At 69.0% G+C, this 16,291-nt stretch carries 15 protein-coding genes; 7 read left to right on the forward strand and 8 right to left on the reverse strand.

Annotated elements, in window-relative coordinates; translation table 11 throughout:
- Window positions 1-4 precede the first annotated feature (4 nt).
- Together B118_RS0117700 and B118_RS0117705 are read right to left on the reverse strand one after the other, a co-directional pair.
- A complete protein-coding gene (locus B118_RS0117700; protein WP_028193115.1) occupies window positions 5-3,079 on the reverse strand; it encodes a helicase-related protein in 3,075 nt (1,024 codons plus the stop codon).
- Window positions 3,076-4,617, reverse strand: a complete 1,542-nt coding sequence (locus B118_RS0117705) for a sigma-70 family RNA polymerase sigma factor (protein ID WP_028193116.1) — start codon at window positions 4,615-4,617, stop codon at window positions 3,076-3,078. The genes B118_RS0117700 and B118_RS0117705 overlap by 4 nt, the downstream gene beginning before the upstream one ends.
- 202 nt (window positions 4,618-4,819) lie before the next feature.
- On the opposite strand from B118_RS0117705, the gene B118_RS0117710 reads away from it, so the two are divergent.
- The 4 genes from B118_RS0117710 to B118_RS0117725 all read left to right on the forward strand — a co-directional run bounded on the left by B118_RS0117710 (window position 4,820) and on the right by B118_RS0117725 (window position 8,532).
- Window positions 4,820-6,391 (forward strand): nucleotidyl transferase AbiEii/AbiGii toxin family protein, encoded by a 1,572-nt coding sequence (locus B118_RS0117710; RefSeq protein ID WP_028193117.1) that lies wholly within the window; start codon window positions 4,820-4,822, stop codon window positions 6,389-6,391.
- Window positions 6,392-6,455: 64 nt separating this feature from the next.
- Window positions 6,456-7,148 carry an ATP-binding cassette domain-containing protein gene (locus B118_RS0117715; protein ID WP_018811971.1) on the forward strand — a complete coding sequence of 231 codons (693 nt, stop codon included), beginning with the start codon at window positions 6,456-6,458 and terminating at the stop codon, window positions 7,146-7,148.
- Window positions 7,145-7,897, forward strand: a complete 753-nt coding sequence (locus tag B118_RS0117720; protein ID WP_027647966.1) for a DUF7224 domain-containing protein — start codon at window positions 7,145-7,147, stop codon at window positions 7,895-7,897. Before B118_RS0117715 ends, B118_RS0117720 begins: the two co-directional genes overlap by 4 nt.
- Window positions 7,894-8,532, forward strand: coding sequence for a hypothetical protein (locus B118_RS0117725; RefSeq protein WP_027646445.1), 639 nt, complete (start codon window positions 7,894-7,896; stop codon window positions 8,530-8,532). Before B118_RS0117720 ends, B118_RS0117725 begins: the two co-directional genes overlap by 4 nt.
- A 24-nt stretch (window positions 8,533-8,556) precedes the next feature.
- Here B118_RS0117725 and B118_RS32990 read toward each other — a convergent pair whose 3' ends face one another.
- The 6 genes from B118_RS32990 to B118_RS0117745 all read right to left on the reverse strand — a co-directional run bounded on the left by B118_RS32990 (window position 8,557) and on the right by B118_RS0117745 (window position 13,942).
- Window positions 8,557-8,790, reverse strand: a complete 234-nt coding sequence (locus tag B118_RS32990) for a hypothetical protein (RefSeq protein WP_018811968.1) — start codon at window positions 8,788-8,790, stop codon at window positions 8,557-8,559.
- Between the two features lie 16 nt (window positions 8,791-8,806).
- Window positions 8,807-9,595, reverse strand: a complete 789-nt coding sequence (locus B118_RS28450; RefSeq protein ID WP_238323980.1) for a hypothetical protein — start codon at window positions 9,593-9,595, stop codon at window positions 8,807-8,809.
- Entirely contained in the window at window positions 9,576-9,782 is a 207-nt protein-coding gene (locus B118_RS33905) for a sigma factor-like helix-turn-helix DNA-binding protein (RefSeq protein ID WP_238323982.1), read from the reverse strand. Before B118_RS33905 ends, B118_RS28450 begins: the two co-directional genes overlap by 20 nt.
- Window positions 9,752-10,108: an RNA polymerase sigma factor gene (locus tag B118_RS28455; RefSeq protein ID WP_238323984.1), complete on the reverse strand. Its 357-nt coding sequence runs from the start codon at window positions 10,106-10,108 to the stop codon at window positions 9,752-9,754. Before B118_RS28455 ends, B118_RS33905 begins: the two co-directional genes overlap by 31 nt.
- Before the next feature lie 820 nt (window positions 10,109-10,928).
- Window positions 10,929-13,259: an ABC transporter permease gene (locus B118_RS0117740; protein WP_018811965.1), complete on the reverse strand. Its 2,331-nt coding sequence runs from the start codon at window positions 13,257-13,259 to the stop codon at window positions 10,929-10,931.
- Window positions 13,256-13,942 carry an ABC transporter ATP-binding protein gene (locus B118_RS0117745; RefSeq protein WP_018811964.1) on the reverse strand — a complete coding sequence of 229 codons (687 nt, stop codon included), beginning with the start codon at window positions 13,940-13,942 and terminating at the stop codon, window positions 13,256-13,258. The genes B118_RS0117740 and B118_RS0117745 overlap by 4 nt, the downstream gene beginning before the upstream one ends.
- Window positions 13,943-14,080: 138 nt before the next feature.
- Between B118_RS0117745 and B118_RS0117750 the strand changes: the two genes are divergently transcribed.
- From B118_RS0117750 to B118_RS0117760, 3 genes are read left to right on the forward strand one after another with little or no spacing between them, the layout of a single operon-like run.
- The gene (locus tag B118_RS0117750) at window positions 14,081-14,914 is read left to right on the forward strand and encodes a sensor histidine kinase (protein ID WP_018811963.1); all 834 of its coding nucleotides are present in this window, start codon (window positions 14,081-14,083) and stop codon (window positions 14,912-14,914) included.
- Complete coding sequence (locus tag B118_RS0117755) at window positions 14,911-15,576, forward strand: response regulator transcription factor (RefSeq protein ID WP_018811962.1); 666 nt, start codon at window positions 14,911-14,913, stop codon at window positions 15,574-15,576. Before B118_RS0117750 ends, B118_RS0117755 begins: the two co-directional genes overlap by 4 nt.
- Window positions 15,577-15,583: 7 nt before the next feature.
- Complete coding sequence (locus B118_RS0117760) at window positions 15,584-16,036, forward strand: WapI family immunity protein (protein ID WP_028193118.1); 453 nt, start codon at window positions 15,584-15,586, stop codon at window positions 16,034-16,036.
- Window positions 16,037-16,291 lie beyond the last annotated feature (255 nt).

Genomic DNA, 16,291 nt, shown 5'->3' on the forward strand with positions numbered 1-16,291 from the left:
GCCTTCAGTCGTGAATCGGAGCTTGGGCCTCGACATCGCGAAGGCTCCGCATCGGGGAGGGTTGGCCGATCTCGCTGATGAACCGCGCCGTGGTGGTGGGGTCCGCAAGGCCGGCGAACCACTCCCGGACCCACTCGACGATCTGCTGTCGGTGTAGGGAATCCTCCGGCCCGTCGAGACCGAGGAGCTCCGCCACGGCCGCCGCCTCGACGTCGGGCGTCAGGTCCACGTCCCGGAGGTACTGGTGCAGCTTCGCCGGGTTGCTCAATTGTTGCCTGCTGGCCGGCTCGTGCACCATCAGGGTGCGCGCCGAAACCAGCCCGGGAAGCGTGAGGGCGAGGACGCGCCGACTGCGGCGGGTGATCGGGATAGCGTCGACGAACCGATCGCCCTGGCGAACGTACTTGTCGAAGTGCCGGAACGTCTGGGCGTCGCGTTCCCGGCCGATCTTGTGTAGGACGTACACCAGGCCCGGATGCCGACGACCGACCCGGGCGGTGGTCTGGATGAACTCGGCCGTCGTCAACGGCAGTCCCAACATGACCATCGTGTTGAGCCGGTCGATGTCCACCCCGTGCGACAGCATCGAGCTGGCCGCGAGCACGTGAATGCGGTCCGAGAACTCTTCCTCTGGCTTCTCCAACCGTTCCAGGATGTCCCGCACCTCGTCGAAGTCGGTCTGCCCGGTGAGCTGCTCGACGTTGATGCCATCGACGGTGCTATTGCTGCCGAGGCTCCGGCCGGCTGCCTCGACGTCGTGCAGAGTGGAGCCGTACACCACGTTCGTACCGTAGAGGCTGAGCAGTGCGTCGACATGCCTCGGATCGATCCCGGCCTCCGTGCAGACGGCCGACGGCGCGTCCGCCAACCGGCGTACGCTGCGCTGCAAGGCGTCCAGAGTCCGGTCGCTGACGTGCTCCACCGTCACCCCACGCGGTGCGACCGCCACGAAACGCCGCAGCTTGTCCGACTTGCGCACCGTCCAGAATGACTCACCGGAGCGGGGACCCGGCTGCGGGAAGACCCGGCCTTCACGCCGGTAGAGAACCTTGACCTGCCGGTCGTACCCGATGAGTGTCGCGCTGCCGGCCACGATCTTGGCACGGTTACCGGACAGCTCCTGCTGTAGATAGTCGAGCAGACTCTCATAGTGTGAGTCGACGGCACCGAGACTGTCGCGGAGTAGGTGCAACTCGTCCTGCAGTCGCAGCGACGGTGCGAACCGGTCCGCCGGCATCGGCAGCGACTGGAGCGCCCCCTGGCAGCTGGGCACCAGACAGCCGTTGGGTGCCTTCGCCCTGGTCGCATAGGTGAAGCCGTGCCAGTCAACCGAGCAGATTTTCAGCGGCGGCCCGACGAGACCGCGCATCGCCTGCTGCAGGCCGATCGAGGCGGTCTTGTCCAACGTTCCCACCACCACGGTCGGGAGGAAGCGGAATATCTCCTGGTCAACGACGTACACCGGCAGCGCCCCGCGCCGCCAGGGGCAGCGCGGGTTGGTGCAGTGATGTTCCAGCTTCCAGCGTTGCCGGTCGAACTTCATCCGCAGGCTTTCGTCCCGGCAGAACGGGCAGTGCAGAAGTACCCGGTACTTGTCTGGAATACCCGGGCTGTCCGGACCGATCTCGTCGCCCGCCGGCCTGGGCACGATCTTGTTGGGCGTACCGGCCTGACCGACCAGGAACCCGAGGCTGAACGGAGCACCTTTGACATCGGCTACCCGACGCGCCACCGCATCCCGGCGTACCAGCTCGGCGCCGGCGAGCACGTCGGCGAAACGTTGCGTCTGTTGCAAACTCAGCAGCCGGAGCGGAAACCGGGACCAGGCCGTCACGCCGGTGCGCTTGCCGGTGAGCCGATCAAAGAAGGCCGTGGTCAACAACAGCCCCAAATAGGTCTCGGTCTTGCCGCCGCCGGTGGCGAACCAGACAGTGTCGACGAACTTCGTGTCCTCGGCGGGTTCGGCGAGGAAGCGGATCGCGGATAGCAGGAAGCCAACCTGGAACGGCCGCCAGGCGTCGTAACCGCGCCCCTGTGCGCTCCACCCGATCGCCTGGTTCATCAGCTGGAACGACTGGCGAATATGTCGATTGGTCGCCAGTAGCTGCAGCCCTGTCCGAAGCCGGTCGAGTTCGGCGAACACCTCGACGGCCGCCTCGTCCGCCGCGGCGCGCATTCCCGGCGTCCAGCCCTCAACCGCCTCCCGGGTAGCCAGCGCCGAACCAGACCAGTGGGCCTGGTCGTACGCTTCGAGCGCGTCAACCAGCGCGGTGAGCTCCGGAACCGGGTCGGCGGCGAGCCGCTCGAACGACAGCGTCGGCTCCGGCCGGCTGCTGTTCCAGTAGTCGGGGCGCACGGTCTGCACCGTGGTGGTGTCCGAACTGCGGAACACCCCGGGTGCGGGCACCTCGACACCCACGTTGAGGCCGTACGCCGGCACGTCGCGGTCGTGGCGGAAGCTGTCCGGCAGGGCCTCCAACTGGAACGGGGTGGTGCGGAGACCGGCGACCTCAAGCTGCGTTTCGTACAGGTGCGAGTCGGTCCGATCGCGCGACTTCTCCGGGCTGGTGTTGACCAGCTGTACGACCAGTTCGGGGTCCTGATGCCAATCCTCCACATCGATCCGGACCTCAGCCCTCCGCCCCGGCGCACCCACCGCGGCGAAGGCGTCCCGCAACTGCTCGGCACCGAAGGTTCCACCTTCGGCGCCGGTCACGACGGAGATCTTCTCTGCGACGGGACCGGTACGCCACCAGCGTCGGTCCGGGTCCGGACCATCCTTGGGGTCCTTGACCCAGGCGCGGGCCCGCACCGTCACCGTCATCGACCACGGCGGCGCCTCGGCCGGGCGGAACCGGATGCCGATCGCGCACGGGTCCAGCCGCTCAGCTCGGTCGTCGTTGGTGCCCTTCCGCACCTCGTCCTCGCACCCGAGTCGTCCCAGCCAAAAGGTTTCCGACGGCGCCACGTCCAGTCGATCCAGTCCGTCGCCCCGGCCCGCCGCGACGACCCGTCGATCGAGCCAGGTGACGAAGGCATCGCACGCCTCCTCCAGCGACTGCGCCACCTTGCCGCTCATCGCGGCTTTCTCTCCGTCGACGGGCCGTGCCCCGGTTCGCTGCCCAGGTACGGCCGCAGCGCCATCCTCTCCGTCGACCGCTGCAGCCTGCTCATGGCCAATCCCTGGATCTGGCGGATCCGTTCGCGGCTGACGCCGTGGTCTGCGGCGATGTCGTCCAGGGTCTCCTCCGCCCCGGTGCCGAGGCCGAACCGGCGGCGGATCACGTTGGCGGCTCGGTTGGGGAGCACGGTGCGGAGGAGGCGATCGAGCTCGTCGCGCAGCGTCGCCTGTTCGACGATCGCTGCCGGGTCGGTGCGCCCATCCCGCTCCTCGTCGTGGACGAGGACGTCGGAGAGGCGAAGGTCACCATCCACACTGAGTAGCAGGTCGATGCTGAGTACCGGTTGGCCAAGCTCCAGCATCGCCTGCACCCTGCCCGGCTGCATGCCGGTGGCGTCGGCAAGTTCGTCGAGCGTCGGCTCTCGGCCCAGCCGGTCGGCGAGCTTCCGGGTTGCCCGCCGGATCCGCTGGATCCGTTCCCGGACATGCATGGGTACGCGGATCGTCCGGCCGTGGTTGCCGATGCCCCGTTCGATGCTCTGCTTGATCCACCACGTCGCGTAGGTGGAGAACTTGTAGCCCTTGGAACCGTCGAACAGATGGGCGGCGTGGATGAGACCCGTGTTGCCGTCCTGGATGCGGTCGGCGAACGCTACGCCGGTCTGGCGGTATTGCCGGGCCTTGGCGATCGACACCACGAGGCGCAGGTTCGCGCACACCAACGCCGTGTGGGCGCGCTGCCCCTCGATCGCACGGTGTCGCAGCGACCGGCGGTCTGCCGCGGACAGGTCCGGTCCGCTGGCATCGAGTGCGGTCCGCGCCGCTGTCCCCTGCTTCATCAACGACCAGAGCTCCACCTCGCGAGCGGCGTTGAGCAGTGGGTATCGGCCGATCTCCCGGAGATACTGGCGAACCGTGTCGTCGGTTGGTTCGTAGCCCTGTGCGGCGGATCTGACCGGTTCCGTGCCGGCCGGGGCTTGGAGGTCAACGCCGGCGTCGGCCAGGAGGCCGAGCAACTCACCGGTCTGTGCCGCGGTGAGGCTTCGCCGGGTTGCCAGCAGGGCGACGTCCGCTCGGGTGAGCCTTCCCCCCGTCCGGGTCCAGTCGCCGAGAAGGTCCTCGAAGGCCTGGCCGACGGCATCGTCTGCGGGAAGGAAAACGGGAGGCACCGAATCGTCGTCGAACATCCACCCGACGTCACTGTCTGGTGGGTCGTCATCCAGTTTGGGCTCAGACCCGCGCTGCACCGGCTCGGTCCCGGTCGCGGTCTCGGTGGCGCTGGTGGAGGTGGTGGCGGTAGTGGTGGCCTGAGCTTCGGGTGCCGAGGTGGCGGCTGGGGGACGGGTGTGGTCGCTGCCGGCGTGGGGCTGGGCCAGCGCCACCACGAGCGCATCAATGTCGCTGCGGGTAAGGCGGTGCCGGGCGACGAACTCCGCGATCGCGGATTGTGCCTGGTGTACGTCCTGGTTGTCGATGATCGCTCGTAGTTCGTCCACGAGTGCAGCAGACGCTTTCGCGGATCGCACCATTTAGGTGATGATGGCGGTAGTCATGCTTCCTCCCCTGGTTGGTAGCGCTCAGCGTAGGGAATGAGTGCGACAAAGAACATGAATCGAACAAATGTTCCATTTCGTCGTCGGCGCGGTGCCGCACGCCCAGCGGTCTCCCAGCTTGAACGCTGCGCCGTACACTCGGTCGGTGCTTGAGGTGGCGGGGGAATTCGAGATTCACATCACGGCTCATGCTCAGCACGCCGAGCGGATGGCGGCGTTCGCCGCTGAGCACGGGGTCAAATTTATCCACATTGTGCTTGATCGTGGTGAGTACGTCTCTCAACCGATGCTTACCTTCACCGGGCACGGCGCCTTGGCTGAGCAGCACGCCACGGTGCAGCGTAGGCAACACGAACTGCGCACGGCCGGCATCCACCCCTGCCGTTCGAAGATCGAGGCGGCGCCGTGGTGCGTCGGCGTGCCGCAGTCAGACGAGCAGGCCGAATCCGAGCCGAGTGGCCGGTACTTCGAGCATCACGTGAAGCTGCTGCTGACCGGTGCGGGGGTGGCGGATCTGCTGACGCTCACCGATGTGGTCGCGCCGCACGGGGCGCGGCTGTCACGCAACGCCCGCCGGACGTTCGGGGACGGTACGCAGGAACGGTTCGTCACCCAGCGCTGCCACGGCGTCGGACTCGCCTCGGCCAAGCGGCAACTGGACGAGCTCGTCGAGACCCTTCGGACCGCGGGCCACGAGCCCAGGACGGTGGAGCAGGAGTACGTCGTCTTCGACAGTGACCTTCGCCACGACCGCGGCTGGCTGGACCCGCCCACGTCGGGCACGAACGACTGGGCGCTTGAGCGCGAGCAGGGGATGAGATCCGCGCCAGGTGGCTCCCCGCACTACCCGCCGACCTACCAGCCGCTACCCGCGAGCCTGACGGTGCGGCAGAGTGCCGCCTTCGACCCCGCCCTCAAGCAGTACGCGAACGCCTACCGCGCGGGCGAGCCCGAATTCCTCGTGACCGCCACCGGCCAGCGGTGGAGCAACGCCCGACGCACGGCCATGAAGCACCTCCTGTCCGCCATCGCCGCGACGACCTGGCGTCAGCATCTGGTCCTCCGCGGCAGCGTCACCATGGCGACCTGGGTCGGTGCCGCCGCCCGGGAGCCGGGCGACCTCGACTTCGTCGTTACTCCGCACACCATCACCAGCGACAGCGCCGAGGCCCGGGCACTGCTCGATGACCTCAAGACCGCTACCCGGACCGCACCCGGCGCCGGCCTGCACCCCGACCTGATCACCGAGTCGGCCATCTGGACGTATGAACGCGCCGACGGACGCCGGCTCGTCATCCCGTTCAGCGCACCCGAGGCACCCGACGGCCACGTGCAGCTCGATGTGGTCTTTGGTGAAGAGCTACCCCTCGCACCAGAGGCGCTGATACTGCCCGAGGTTGACGCACCGTTGTTGGCCGCACCCGCCGAGCTGGCGCTGGCGTGGAAGCTGCTCTGGCTGGCCACCGACACGTACCCGCAGGGCAAAGATCTCTACGATGCGGCCCTGCTCGCCGAACACACCACTGTCGACCGTGCTCTGGTCCGCCGGCTCATGCGCGCGGAACTCGGTGCCGAAGCCGATACCTTCACCGCCGAGACTGTGCTGTCGTGGCAGGTCGACTGGACCAACTTCACCGACGAGTACCCCGCAATCACGGGCACCGCCGAGCAGTGGATCAGACGGCTGGCACTGGCCCTCGATGGTGCATGGGTCTGACAAGGTTCATCTGGTGCCCGTGCAGATCAGAGATTGTACTTTTCAGTACCGTGCCGGCATTCCGGTGATTCGTGACCTGACCGTCGAGTTTCAGCCCGGTGCGACGGTGCTACTCGGCCCTGACGGCGCCGGCAAGTCCACGCTGCTGTCGCTGATCGTGGGGCTGCTGCGGCCAGAAACTGGCACCATACGGATTGGCCGGTTGGTCAGTCACGCCCGGCGTACCCGGTCCCGATACCGTCGCTCGGTCGGTTGGCTACCGCAGCGCGTCGCGGCGATGCCGGGCTTGAAGGTGCGGGAGCAGGTCGCCTATGCGGGCTGGCTGAAGGGGCTCAATCGCCGGGATGCCTGGGCCAACGCGGCGCAGGCGTTGGGTCGGGTTGGCCTGCGGGAGCTGGCGGAACGACCCAGTAGGGCGCTTTCCGGTGGCCAACTCCGCCGGGTCGGGATTGCGCAGACCCTGGTCCACGACGCGAAGCTGGTCGTGATGGACGAACCCTCGGCCGGGTTGGACCCGCAGCAGCGGCGGGTGCTGCGGGAGGTGCTAGACGGGATTGCCGGCGATGTCGACCTGCTGGTGTCAGCGCATCAGACCGAAGACATCAGTGATATCTACCAGCAGGTGGTGGTGTTGGATCACGGCGTGGTGCGGTTCCACGGTGGGGTGCCGGAGTTTATGGCGCTGGCTCAGCCGAACGTCGAGCTGTCTCGACGGGCCGAGGACGCCTACGCGCAGTTGATCGGTGCGAAGGTATGAACGAGCGGAGCGCTGGCAGCTGGCGGACGATCTACCCCTGGCGCGCTCGTGCCGAGACCTACGTGACCGGGCCGATGCTCGCCCTGGTGCTTCTCCAGGGGACGGCAGTGGCCGATACGGTCACGTCCGGGTACTGGATGGCTGCGGTGGCCAAGGCCAGCCTGATGTTGTTCATCCTCGTGCCGATCTGCGCGGTCTGCGCCGCCTGGGAAGGGGTGCGGCACCGCGGCGGCGGCGTCAACGAGCCGGACATCGCCCGACCGGTGTGGGTGGTCGCTGCCGTCGCGGTGGCCCCGACGCTGGTGATGGGGGTGGTCGGGCTCGGCGAGGTCGCTCCCACGCTGCCGGCGACGGTGACCAGCGACGTTGGCGCTGCCGACACCAAGCAGAGCAACGCGGCCGAGGCGGTCGTCATCGGCCTACCGGCCAGGCCGGACCCGCAGATCGTGGTGATGAGCCTGGCGACCAGGATGGTGCCGGACACACCGCCGGCCTGCGCAGCCCACGAGCCGTGGCCCGGTGCCCACAACCGTGCCGCGTTAACGGTGTGGGTGGCGTTGGCAGCCGGCGTGCCGGCATTGGACTCGACCGCCCCGCCGGAGCTGATCGACCTGGTGGTCCGGGTACGTCAAGAACTCGACAACGAGCAGCAGCTCGCCTGGTACCGCGCCAACCTGGTGCCGATGGGCGACTGCACCACCCCGCTGCGACTTGACCCAGCTTACTTCGCATCGGAGCAGCCGCGGTGATCTGGTGGTGGCGCACCCGCGCCTTGACCGCGGTGACGGTCGCGTTCGCCGGGAGCCTCGCCGCCGCGATCGTGATCGGAGGTGAGGTGCTGCCGCTGCCCAGTCTGGCCGGGGCGTTGCTCGTGCCGATCGTGTTCGCGCTGTTGCTACCGCTCGTCCCGATCGTCATCCTCTGGCACGGCATCGACCGCAGCGGCGGTGACCTGGACGCCACCGCGGTCCGCCTGGTGGCCGCTCGGGACCTGGGTGCCGCCGCGACGATCGTGCTGGTGACCGCGATTCTGGTCGGCGTCACCTCGGCGACCGGCTCATGGCAGCTCGGCCCCGGATACCTGCGTAACCTCATCGGTTTCCTCGGGCTAGCCCAACTGGTCGCCCCGATCATCGGCACCCGACTCGCGGCGCTGGCCCCAGTCGGCGCGGTGATCGTCAGCGCGCTCTTCGGCGCCGGCCACGGTGGCCTGGTGTACTGGTGGGCGTGGCCGGTCGCCGAGACCCACTCCACACTTGCCTTCGCCGAAGCGGCACTGCTGCTGGGGGCCGGTGCGGCGGTAACGGTGTGGCGGTTCAACCGAAGCGGGCCTGCTCGGTTGGGCCGTTGGCGAGTAGCCCGACAGCCGGCCCAGCCGCGCTGATCCAAGAGGCATGCCCGGAGTCTGTCAGCGGGGCATGGCAGCGTACTCGGCGACCAGGTACGACCGGTAGGTGATCACCGCGGGGATCGGCACGTTCAACATGCCCGCCGTCTCGGTCAGCACCTCCTCGTATCCCAGCAACGCGCCGGACCCCGGATCGATGATCACCGTGTACTGGGCGGGCAGGCCATGGAAGTCGGAGGTGATCGAGAACGTTTCCCCGGCCCGTCCGGCACGGTCGGTGACGGTGCCGGTCACCGTGATGCCCGGTAGCTCAGCGAGGAGTCTGAGTGCCGCCGCGCGCTGCGCCGGGGTCAGTAGCCGTACCCCCGCGAGTTCGGTAACGGACCCAGATACTGCACGGTGCCTCGTGGGCGGGCACGCCCGTGGTGAGCCACTCGCGTAGCGCGGTGGCGTCGGTAGGCACTGGGCCCTGCCAGTGGCTGTAGTACCCGCCGGCCGTGTAGTCGCGCGTCTCTTCCGACGAGTCGATCTGGCCGCCGCGCCGCTTCCATTCCCGGAGGTCGGCCTCGGAACGGAATATCGGGGGGAGTGCCTTCCGGACCTCCCGGCCGGCGCCGTCTTCGGTCCGCCAGGACCGCCACTGCTCCGGCACGACTGCGGACGTCGTCCGTTCGTCGGTGACCGAGGAGTTCAGGAACCAGTTCGCCGACTCCAGGTGCTCCACCGTGCCGGCCGGCCGTGGCGGTGCTGGCTGCCCCGCCGCCACCTCCGCCAGGCGCCGCAGCCGGGTGCTGGCCGGTTCCGCGCTCGCCGGCGGGCCGTAGATGAGCATCGCCGGAGTGGCCGCGTACGCCGGCTGCGGCTCCCGAACTGTCTCCAGCGCCACGCCACCAGCAGCTACCGCCAGGACCACCCCGCCGGCCGCCAGTACGAGACGGCGTCGTAGCACCGCCCGGTTGGCCGGGGGAGCGGCGCGGTCGGAGGCGAGGATACGCGCCAGATCGCGCGCGCGACGCTCCGCATCCTCAGGTCGGCTGTCCCAGGCGGGATCCAAGCCGCCCAACGTCGAACGAACCTCGTCAACTGCCTTCATCCTCATCGCCCCCCATTCGACATCGACGGCGTGACCCGTGGCGCCTGCCCCGCGTCGGCACTGACCCATCCAGTTGCGCCCGAAGCCGCCGCCGGGCACGCATCAGCCGCATCGTGAACGTCGCCCGCGAGCACCCGAGAACGACCGCCGCCTCGGCAGCGGTCAGACGCTCCCAGGCGACCAGCCGAAGCACTCCCGATCTGTCGCCGGGACTTGGTCGAAGGCGACGGCAACGTCACACTTGCTGATCACCTCGTCCGCGTGATCCGCCACCACTGCCTGATCCCGCTCCGCCGCAACCCGCAACGTCAACTCCCGCCACCGTCGACGCCCCCTGGCCTCGTTGGCCAGCACAAGGCGCGCCACCCCGTACAACCACGGCAGGGCCGACTCTGTCGGAACCTCGTTCAGGCGGCGCCACGCGACGAGGAAGACCTCGGCGACCACGTCGCCGACGTCAGAACCGACGATGCGGCGAGTCACATACCGCCACACGTCACCGTGGTGACGCTCGTACAACCCGGTGAAACGGTCTTCGCTGCCACCCAGGGCACCTCCTACTGGTGCTTATGTCCGGCACCAGCTGCGACATCACCACCAGTAACGAGAAACCACCCAAGAGTGTCTGCCGCCGGCCGATGACCAGAGCGGCCGGCGGCCATCTTTTGGCCTACTGAGTCATTCCGCGCAACGAGGCCGGTGCGGTAGGTGACGGTCCGGCTTTTCCGGATCGGCCGGGACGTCGCTGCGGCGAAATGCCGCGGGACCTTGTTCTGAGGGTGGTCCTACGCGCGGTGCCTGGCCGACCTGCTCAGCCGTGAACGGGCACGCCGGGGCGCCCGGGCGGGCGGCCGTGCGTCGTCCTACCGGGGCTAGGTGGTGCTGTGTCGCCCGCTGTCGAGTTGCCCTCATGGATGGGGCGCAGGAATACCCGCGCCCGCCCAGCAGCCCGCCGTTGCCTGGCCTACGCCGAAACTGCGCCGGCCGCCCCTGGGTCACCGCCGGTCGAGCCTTGGTGTCGGTCCCGCCGGTGGGGCAGCTCGACAGCGAACGTAACGCTGGCATCCTAGCGGCCATCAGCATTGATGCCCATTAGCATCGATCGATGCTGCTTCGAAGTGCCCCTCCTCATCCGCGTCGCCGGCAATCCGTGCCCGCCGACGCGCCAACCTTTTCGGGGCATCGCCGGCCACCATCTCGGGGCGCCCCGGGCCCGCGACATCAGCCTCTGTCCCTGGAAAGTCGGCGACACCGTCGCGGCAGCTCTGGTCATCCTCCACACCGACCACCAACAAGCCCACCTGATAAGCCAACGTCACGGCCCGTTACGCGGAAAGGCTCACTCGCTGTGGAGCACCGCGGCGATCGGGAGTCGGCCGGCTCTTCTGGCGGGCAGGGCAGCGCCCAGGACCGCGATCGCCACGCCGACGAGCACCACCAGGGACAGACCGCCGACCGTCCAGACGTTGGTGATTCGGGCCGGTAGGTCGCGCTCCGCGGCCTCGGCCATCAGCGGTAGGACCAGGCGGTGCGCACCCACCCCAAGCGGGATGCCCAGGCAACCTGCCGCCAAGCCCAGGGTGGCCATGGAGGTCACCATCATCGTCACCACCTGACCCGGTGTCATCCCGATCGCCTTCAGCATGCCGAGGTCCCGGCGACGTTCTCGCGTGTTGAGCAGGACGGTGTTGAAGACGCTCAGCGCGACGACCAAGCCGACCATTGCGGTGAAGGCGATAGAAATGATCGTGACCGACACGGTGAAGGAGTTACCTAGGCCGGAGTCGGCTGACCAGGCCGACAGGCCTGGATCTGCCTGGCGAACCGCGGCCAGGTAGGTGGCGACCGGCGTGTCGGAGGCGAGTCGGATGTAGTAGAGGACTTCGTGACTCACCACCCGGTGGTCGGGTGCGAGGCGGGTGCGGAGATGCCAGTCGGCGAAGATGGTGTCGCGGTCAAAGGCACCCTCGATCGTCTTGCCCACGATGGTCACCGGCTCGTGGCCACCGGCATAGGCCAGTTCCAACCGGTCACCTACCTGGGCGTCCAGGTGGTGGAGGGCGGCCGAGGAGGCGACCACCTCATTCGTCGCGGTCATCCACCTACCCTCGACGAGCTGGTCCTGATGGCCGAGGGTGGCCGAGTCGCCGCGCAGGAAATTCACCGGGACCGGGTCGCGGTGGCCGAGGGCGGTGAGTTGCATGGGCAGCTCAGCGGTGACGTGGGAGGTTCCGGGCAGCCCGCGTAGCAGCGACTCCACCTGCGGGTCGGTGCGGTCGGTGGGGGGGTTGCCCAGGGACGGGTTGTTCGGGCGCACCTGCACCTGCACGGCGTCGGCGCGGTCCACGGCCTGGCCGTAGCGGACCAGCGACGCGGCCAGACCGCCAGCGAACGTCACGCTGGTGACGCCGAGTAGCAGCGCCGCCATGGTCAGCCCGGTCCGTCCGGGACGGCTGAAGGGTAGCCCCAGACCCAGGCTGACGGCCCGGGGCAGCCGAATCCCGGAGAGCGCGCGCTGCACCCACAGGCCCCGCTCCATCTTCGGCGCGGCACTGGCGCTGATCGCCTCGGCGGCGGACAACCGGCGGGTGCGGGACGCGGGAACGAGAGCGGTCAGCATGACCAGCGCCGGGACGCCGAGGAGCCCGGTGAGTGGCACCCACGCGCCGGTCTCGAGCTGACCGCCGAAGCCAAGGCCCTGAAACGCGATGCCGATCAGGGGACGGGTAGCGACCGTGCCCAGTACAGCCCCGGCAACGGCACCGGCCGTCGCCGGCGCCGTCACCATGACGAGGTAGACGGACACCACCTGACGCGGTGTGAAGCCGAGCGCCTTCAGCACGCCGATGTGCCGGAATCCGGAGACGACCGCGCCGCTGATCACGTTCGCCACGATCAGGACGGCGACGATCAGGCCGAGCACTCCGAAGACGATCAGAAACGGCAGGATCGTGCCAGGACCGGCGGCGACGGCTTCCTTCTGGGTCAGGTAGGAGCTGGCCGCGAGCAGGCCATCACGTGGCAGGCTGGCTGTCGCCACCTCCACCTGCGCGGTGGTCGCGGCGTCGCGGAAGCGGTAGAGCACCTGGGCGGTGGTCGGCCCAAGCTGGGCCATCGTGGCGGGAGAAACCCAGGCGTCGGCGGTGTGGGACACGCTGTAGGCGACACCGACGATGGTCAGCTGCGGCCGGCCCGGCGTGGTGATCATCTTCCCGATGACGTCCTGGGTGAAGCTGTCCGCCGCGGTCAGTGACGGCGGCGGCAACATGTTCACCACGATCTCGTCCGGGTCGGTGGCCCACCGCCCGGCCCAGAGGTCTACCCGGTCCACCGGTCCGGCGGGGTCAGCGCGGCCGACGACGGTGAGCGGTCCGGTCGCCCAGACCGGCCCGCCGTCCGCCGGAACGTCCAAGACGAGTTGTCCGAACGGGCCGGCGACCGCCTCGGTGTCGGTGGCGTCCGTGGGCGGTGCCGGGGTCGAGTAGGTGGCGATGACGTGCGGGCCGCGCTGCGCGGCGAAGGCCCGCTCGAAGGGGCCGCTCGACAGGTCCAGCAGCCCCGCCGCCAGCACGACCGTCGTACTTGCGCAGAGCGCCACCAGCGCGATCACCGAGGTCTGGAACCTCCGTCGCCGTACCGCCGCCCGGCAGGCTCGCCATACCGCGCTCATGCCGTCCGCTCCAGTGCCCGCTCGCCGACGATCCGGCCGTCGGCCAGCTCCACCACCCGGCTCGCGCAACGTTCGGCGACCGCCGGGTCGTGGGTGACCAGCAGCAGTGTTTGGCCGATCTGGTTGAGGTCGAGCAACAGGTCCATCACCTGCTCGCCGGTACGGCTGTCGAGCGCTCCGGTCGGCTCGTCGGCCAGCAGCAGCGCCGGGCGGTTCATCAGCGCGCGGGCCACGGCGACCCGCTGCCGTTCCCCGCCGCTGAGCGTCGCCGGGTAGGCGTTGCGGCGATCGGCGATGCCGAGCTCCTCGAAGAGCTCCAGCGCCCGCCGCCGCGCCTGCCCGGCCCGTACGCCCATCAGCTGGGCGGCCAGCGCCACGTTGTCCAGCGCGGGGAGGTCGTCGAGCAGGTTGAAGAACTGGAAGACGAAGCCGATGCGGCGTCGCCGGAACAGGGCCAGCCCGGCCTCGCTGAGTTCGCTGAGGTCCTCGTCGTGCACCTCGACCCGCCCGGCACTCGGCCGGTCCAGCCCCGCGATCACGTTCAGTAGCGTCGACTTACCGCAGCCCGATGGCCCCATGATGGCGACCGCTTCCCCCGACTCGACCCGGAGTGAGACACCGTCCAGGGCCGTCGCGTCGCCGTACTCTTTGCGCACCTCATCCAGGCGCAGCACCGTTGTCATGGCCCGAGGCTAGGTCGGCGTCCACGCCGGAATCGTCCCCGCCGGGATGCAGCTCGACGCCGGGTGTCATCCTGCCGATGTACGCCGCCACTACCAGGGACCGATGCGTGCACGCGCCCGATCTGAGATTGTGGCCCGGTGATTTCCTTGGCCGCCGCGCTGGCGGCAGCAGGTGTGGCAGCGGGAGCCGCCGTGGCGTTCGGTATCGCCGCGGCCCGTGCTCGTCACCGGCACCGCCGGGTCCTGGCGGAGCGGGGCTGGCTGTTGGAACGGGAGCGCCAGGCTGCCGCCGCTGCCGCGGTTGACGCCGAGCGGGCCCGCATCGCCCGGGACCTGCACGACATCGTCAGTCACCACGTCAGCGTGATGGTGGTGCAGACCGGTGCCGCGCGGGAGGTGCTGGGTGCCGCCGGAGAGTCGGTCCCACCCGAGGTCGCCGAGGCGCTGGCCGCCGTCGAGGGGGCCGGTCGTGATGCGCTGACGGAGCTACGGCACCTGTTGGGACTGCTCGCCCCCGCCGCCGACGGCCAGGAAGCCGCCGAGACGCCCGACGAGTACGCGCCGCAGCCGAGCCTGAGCCAGCTGAGTCAGCTGGTCGATCGAATCGCCTTCGCGGGCCTGCCGGTCGACGTACGCGTCAGTGGCGAGCCGCATCCCCTACCGACCGGAATCGACGTGACGGCGTACCGCATCATCCAGGAGGCGCTGACCAACGTGCTCAAGCACGGCGAAGCCGACCGGGCCGAGGTCGAGGTCCGGTACGCGCACCGGTACCTGCGTGTCGAGGTACTCAATCCGGGGCCGAGCGTCCTGTCCGGCCAGCCCGCCGCAAGGCAACCGGCAGACGGCGCCGGCCGTGGCCTGCGCGGCCTGCGCCAGCGGATCGCGGTCTACGGTGGCGACCTCGACGCCCGACGTCGTCTCGGCGGCGGCTACCGGGTTCGCGCCCGCATCCCCCTGGACTCGGCGTGACCGGGCCACGGGTTCTCATCGCTGACGATCAGTTACTGGTCCGCACCGGATTCCGGATGATCCTCAATGCTCGCGGGGTGGAGGTGGTAGGTGAGGCCGCCGATGGGGTTGAGGCCGTCTCCGCAGCGAGACGGTTCCATCCCGATGTGGTTCTCATGGATATCCGGATGCCGAACCTCGACGGTCTCGCCGCCACCCGGCAGGTCATGGCGTTGCTACCGCACTGCCGGGTCATCATGCTCACCACGTTTGACCTCGACCGGTACGTCTACGCGGCGCTCGCCGCGGGTGCCAGCGGCTTCCTCCTCAAGGACGTGACCCCCGAGCACCTGGCCAACGCGGTACGCCTCGTCGCCACCGGCGATGCCCTGCTCGCCCCTGTGATTACCCGTCGCCTGGTGGAGCGGTTCACCACCGAGTCCGCCCCGGTGCTACCGCACCACGACCTCAGCCCGCTTACCCCGCGTGAGCTCGAGGTGCTGACCCTGCTCGGTGCCGGCCTGTCCAATGCCGAACTCGCCCAGAAGCTCACGCTCAGTGCGGCGACCGTCAAGACCCACGTAGCACGGATCTTCGCCAAGCTTCACCTGCGGGACCGGGCCCAGGCCGTCGTCCTGGCGTACGAGACCGGTCTTGTACGCCCTGGCGACCTGACCCGCTGACGTGAGTGTGACCGAATCCAGCCATCCGTACGTCCTGATAGGGCGGCCGGGTCAGGGGGTGTTGATCCGGGTGCTTGGCCGGTTGCACCCCGATGCCGACGATTATTGGGACGGCAACTGGTTGATGAGCGCGGTGGAGGTCAGCGCTGGCGGCTTCCGCGCAGACCTGGGCGCCGGGCTGCGCGCCGAGGAACTGCGGTCGTTCCGCGAGGGTCTGGCGCGGATCTACACCGATATGTCCGGTGAGGTGACTCTGACCTCGATGGAGGAGTGGCTCCTCCTTACCGTTGGGGTCGTTTCTCGGGGCAGGCTGTCGGTCCTTGGGCTGGCCAGGGACCAGCCGGGAGGCGGCAATGAGCTCCGGTTCGCCGTGGACGGGCTGGATTTGTCCTACCTGCCGGCGATCGTCGCGGCACTGAGCGGGATCGAGGCGGCGTACCCGGTGTTGGGCTCCCTGTGAGGCAGCGGTCGCGAGCCGCGACCGGCGGGCGTCGGCCGCCAACAAACTGGACCAAGTGCTGGTTCAGCTACGGGTCGGTGTTCGGGGCGGTGTAGTGCGGTGGCTGGTTGCGGGGCAATGGCGAGCGCTAATCGTATGTGCGACACACAGCTCACTTCCCTGGACGTATCCCGAGGTGTTCGGCGGAAATCGGTGGTCTGGTCGGGGCACCGCGTGCCGCGTAACGGCGTTGGATTGGCGACGCCGTTACGCGGC

Origin of the sequence: Salinispora pacifica CNR114, assembly GCF_000514775.1 — a bacterium.
GTDB classification, from domain to species: Bacteria; Actinomycetota; Actinomycetes; order Mycobacteriales; family Micromonosporaceae; genus Micromonospora; species Micromonospora pacifica.

Coding starts and splice junctions, on each gene's coding strand:
- B118_RS0117700 (WP_028193115.1), bottom strand. CDS start 3,079: ATGAGCGGCAAGGTGGCGCAGTCGCTGGAGGAGGCGTGCGATGCCTTC.
- B118_RS0117720 (WP_027647966.1), top strand. CDS start 7,145: ATGAACGAGCGGAGCGCTGGCAGCTGGCGGACGATCTACCCCTGGCGC.
- B118_RS28450 (WP_238323980.1), bottom strand. CDS start 9,595: ATGAGGATGAAGGCAGTTGACGAGGTTCGTTCGACGTTGGGCGGCTTG.
- B118_RS0117740 (WP_018811965.1), bottom strand. CDS start 13,259: ATGAGCGCGGTATGGCGAGCCTGCCGGGCGGCGGTACGGCGACGGAGG.
- B118_RS0117745 (WP_018811964.1), bottom strand. CDS start 13,942: ATGACAACGGTGCTGCGCCTGGATGAGGTGCGCAAAGAGTACGGCGAC.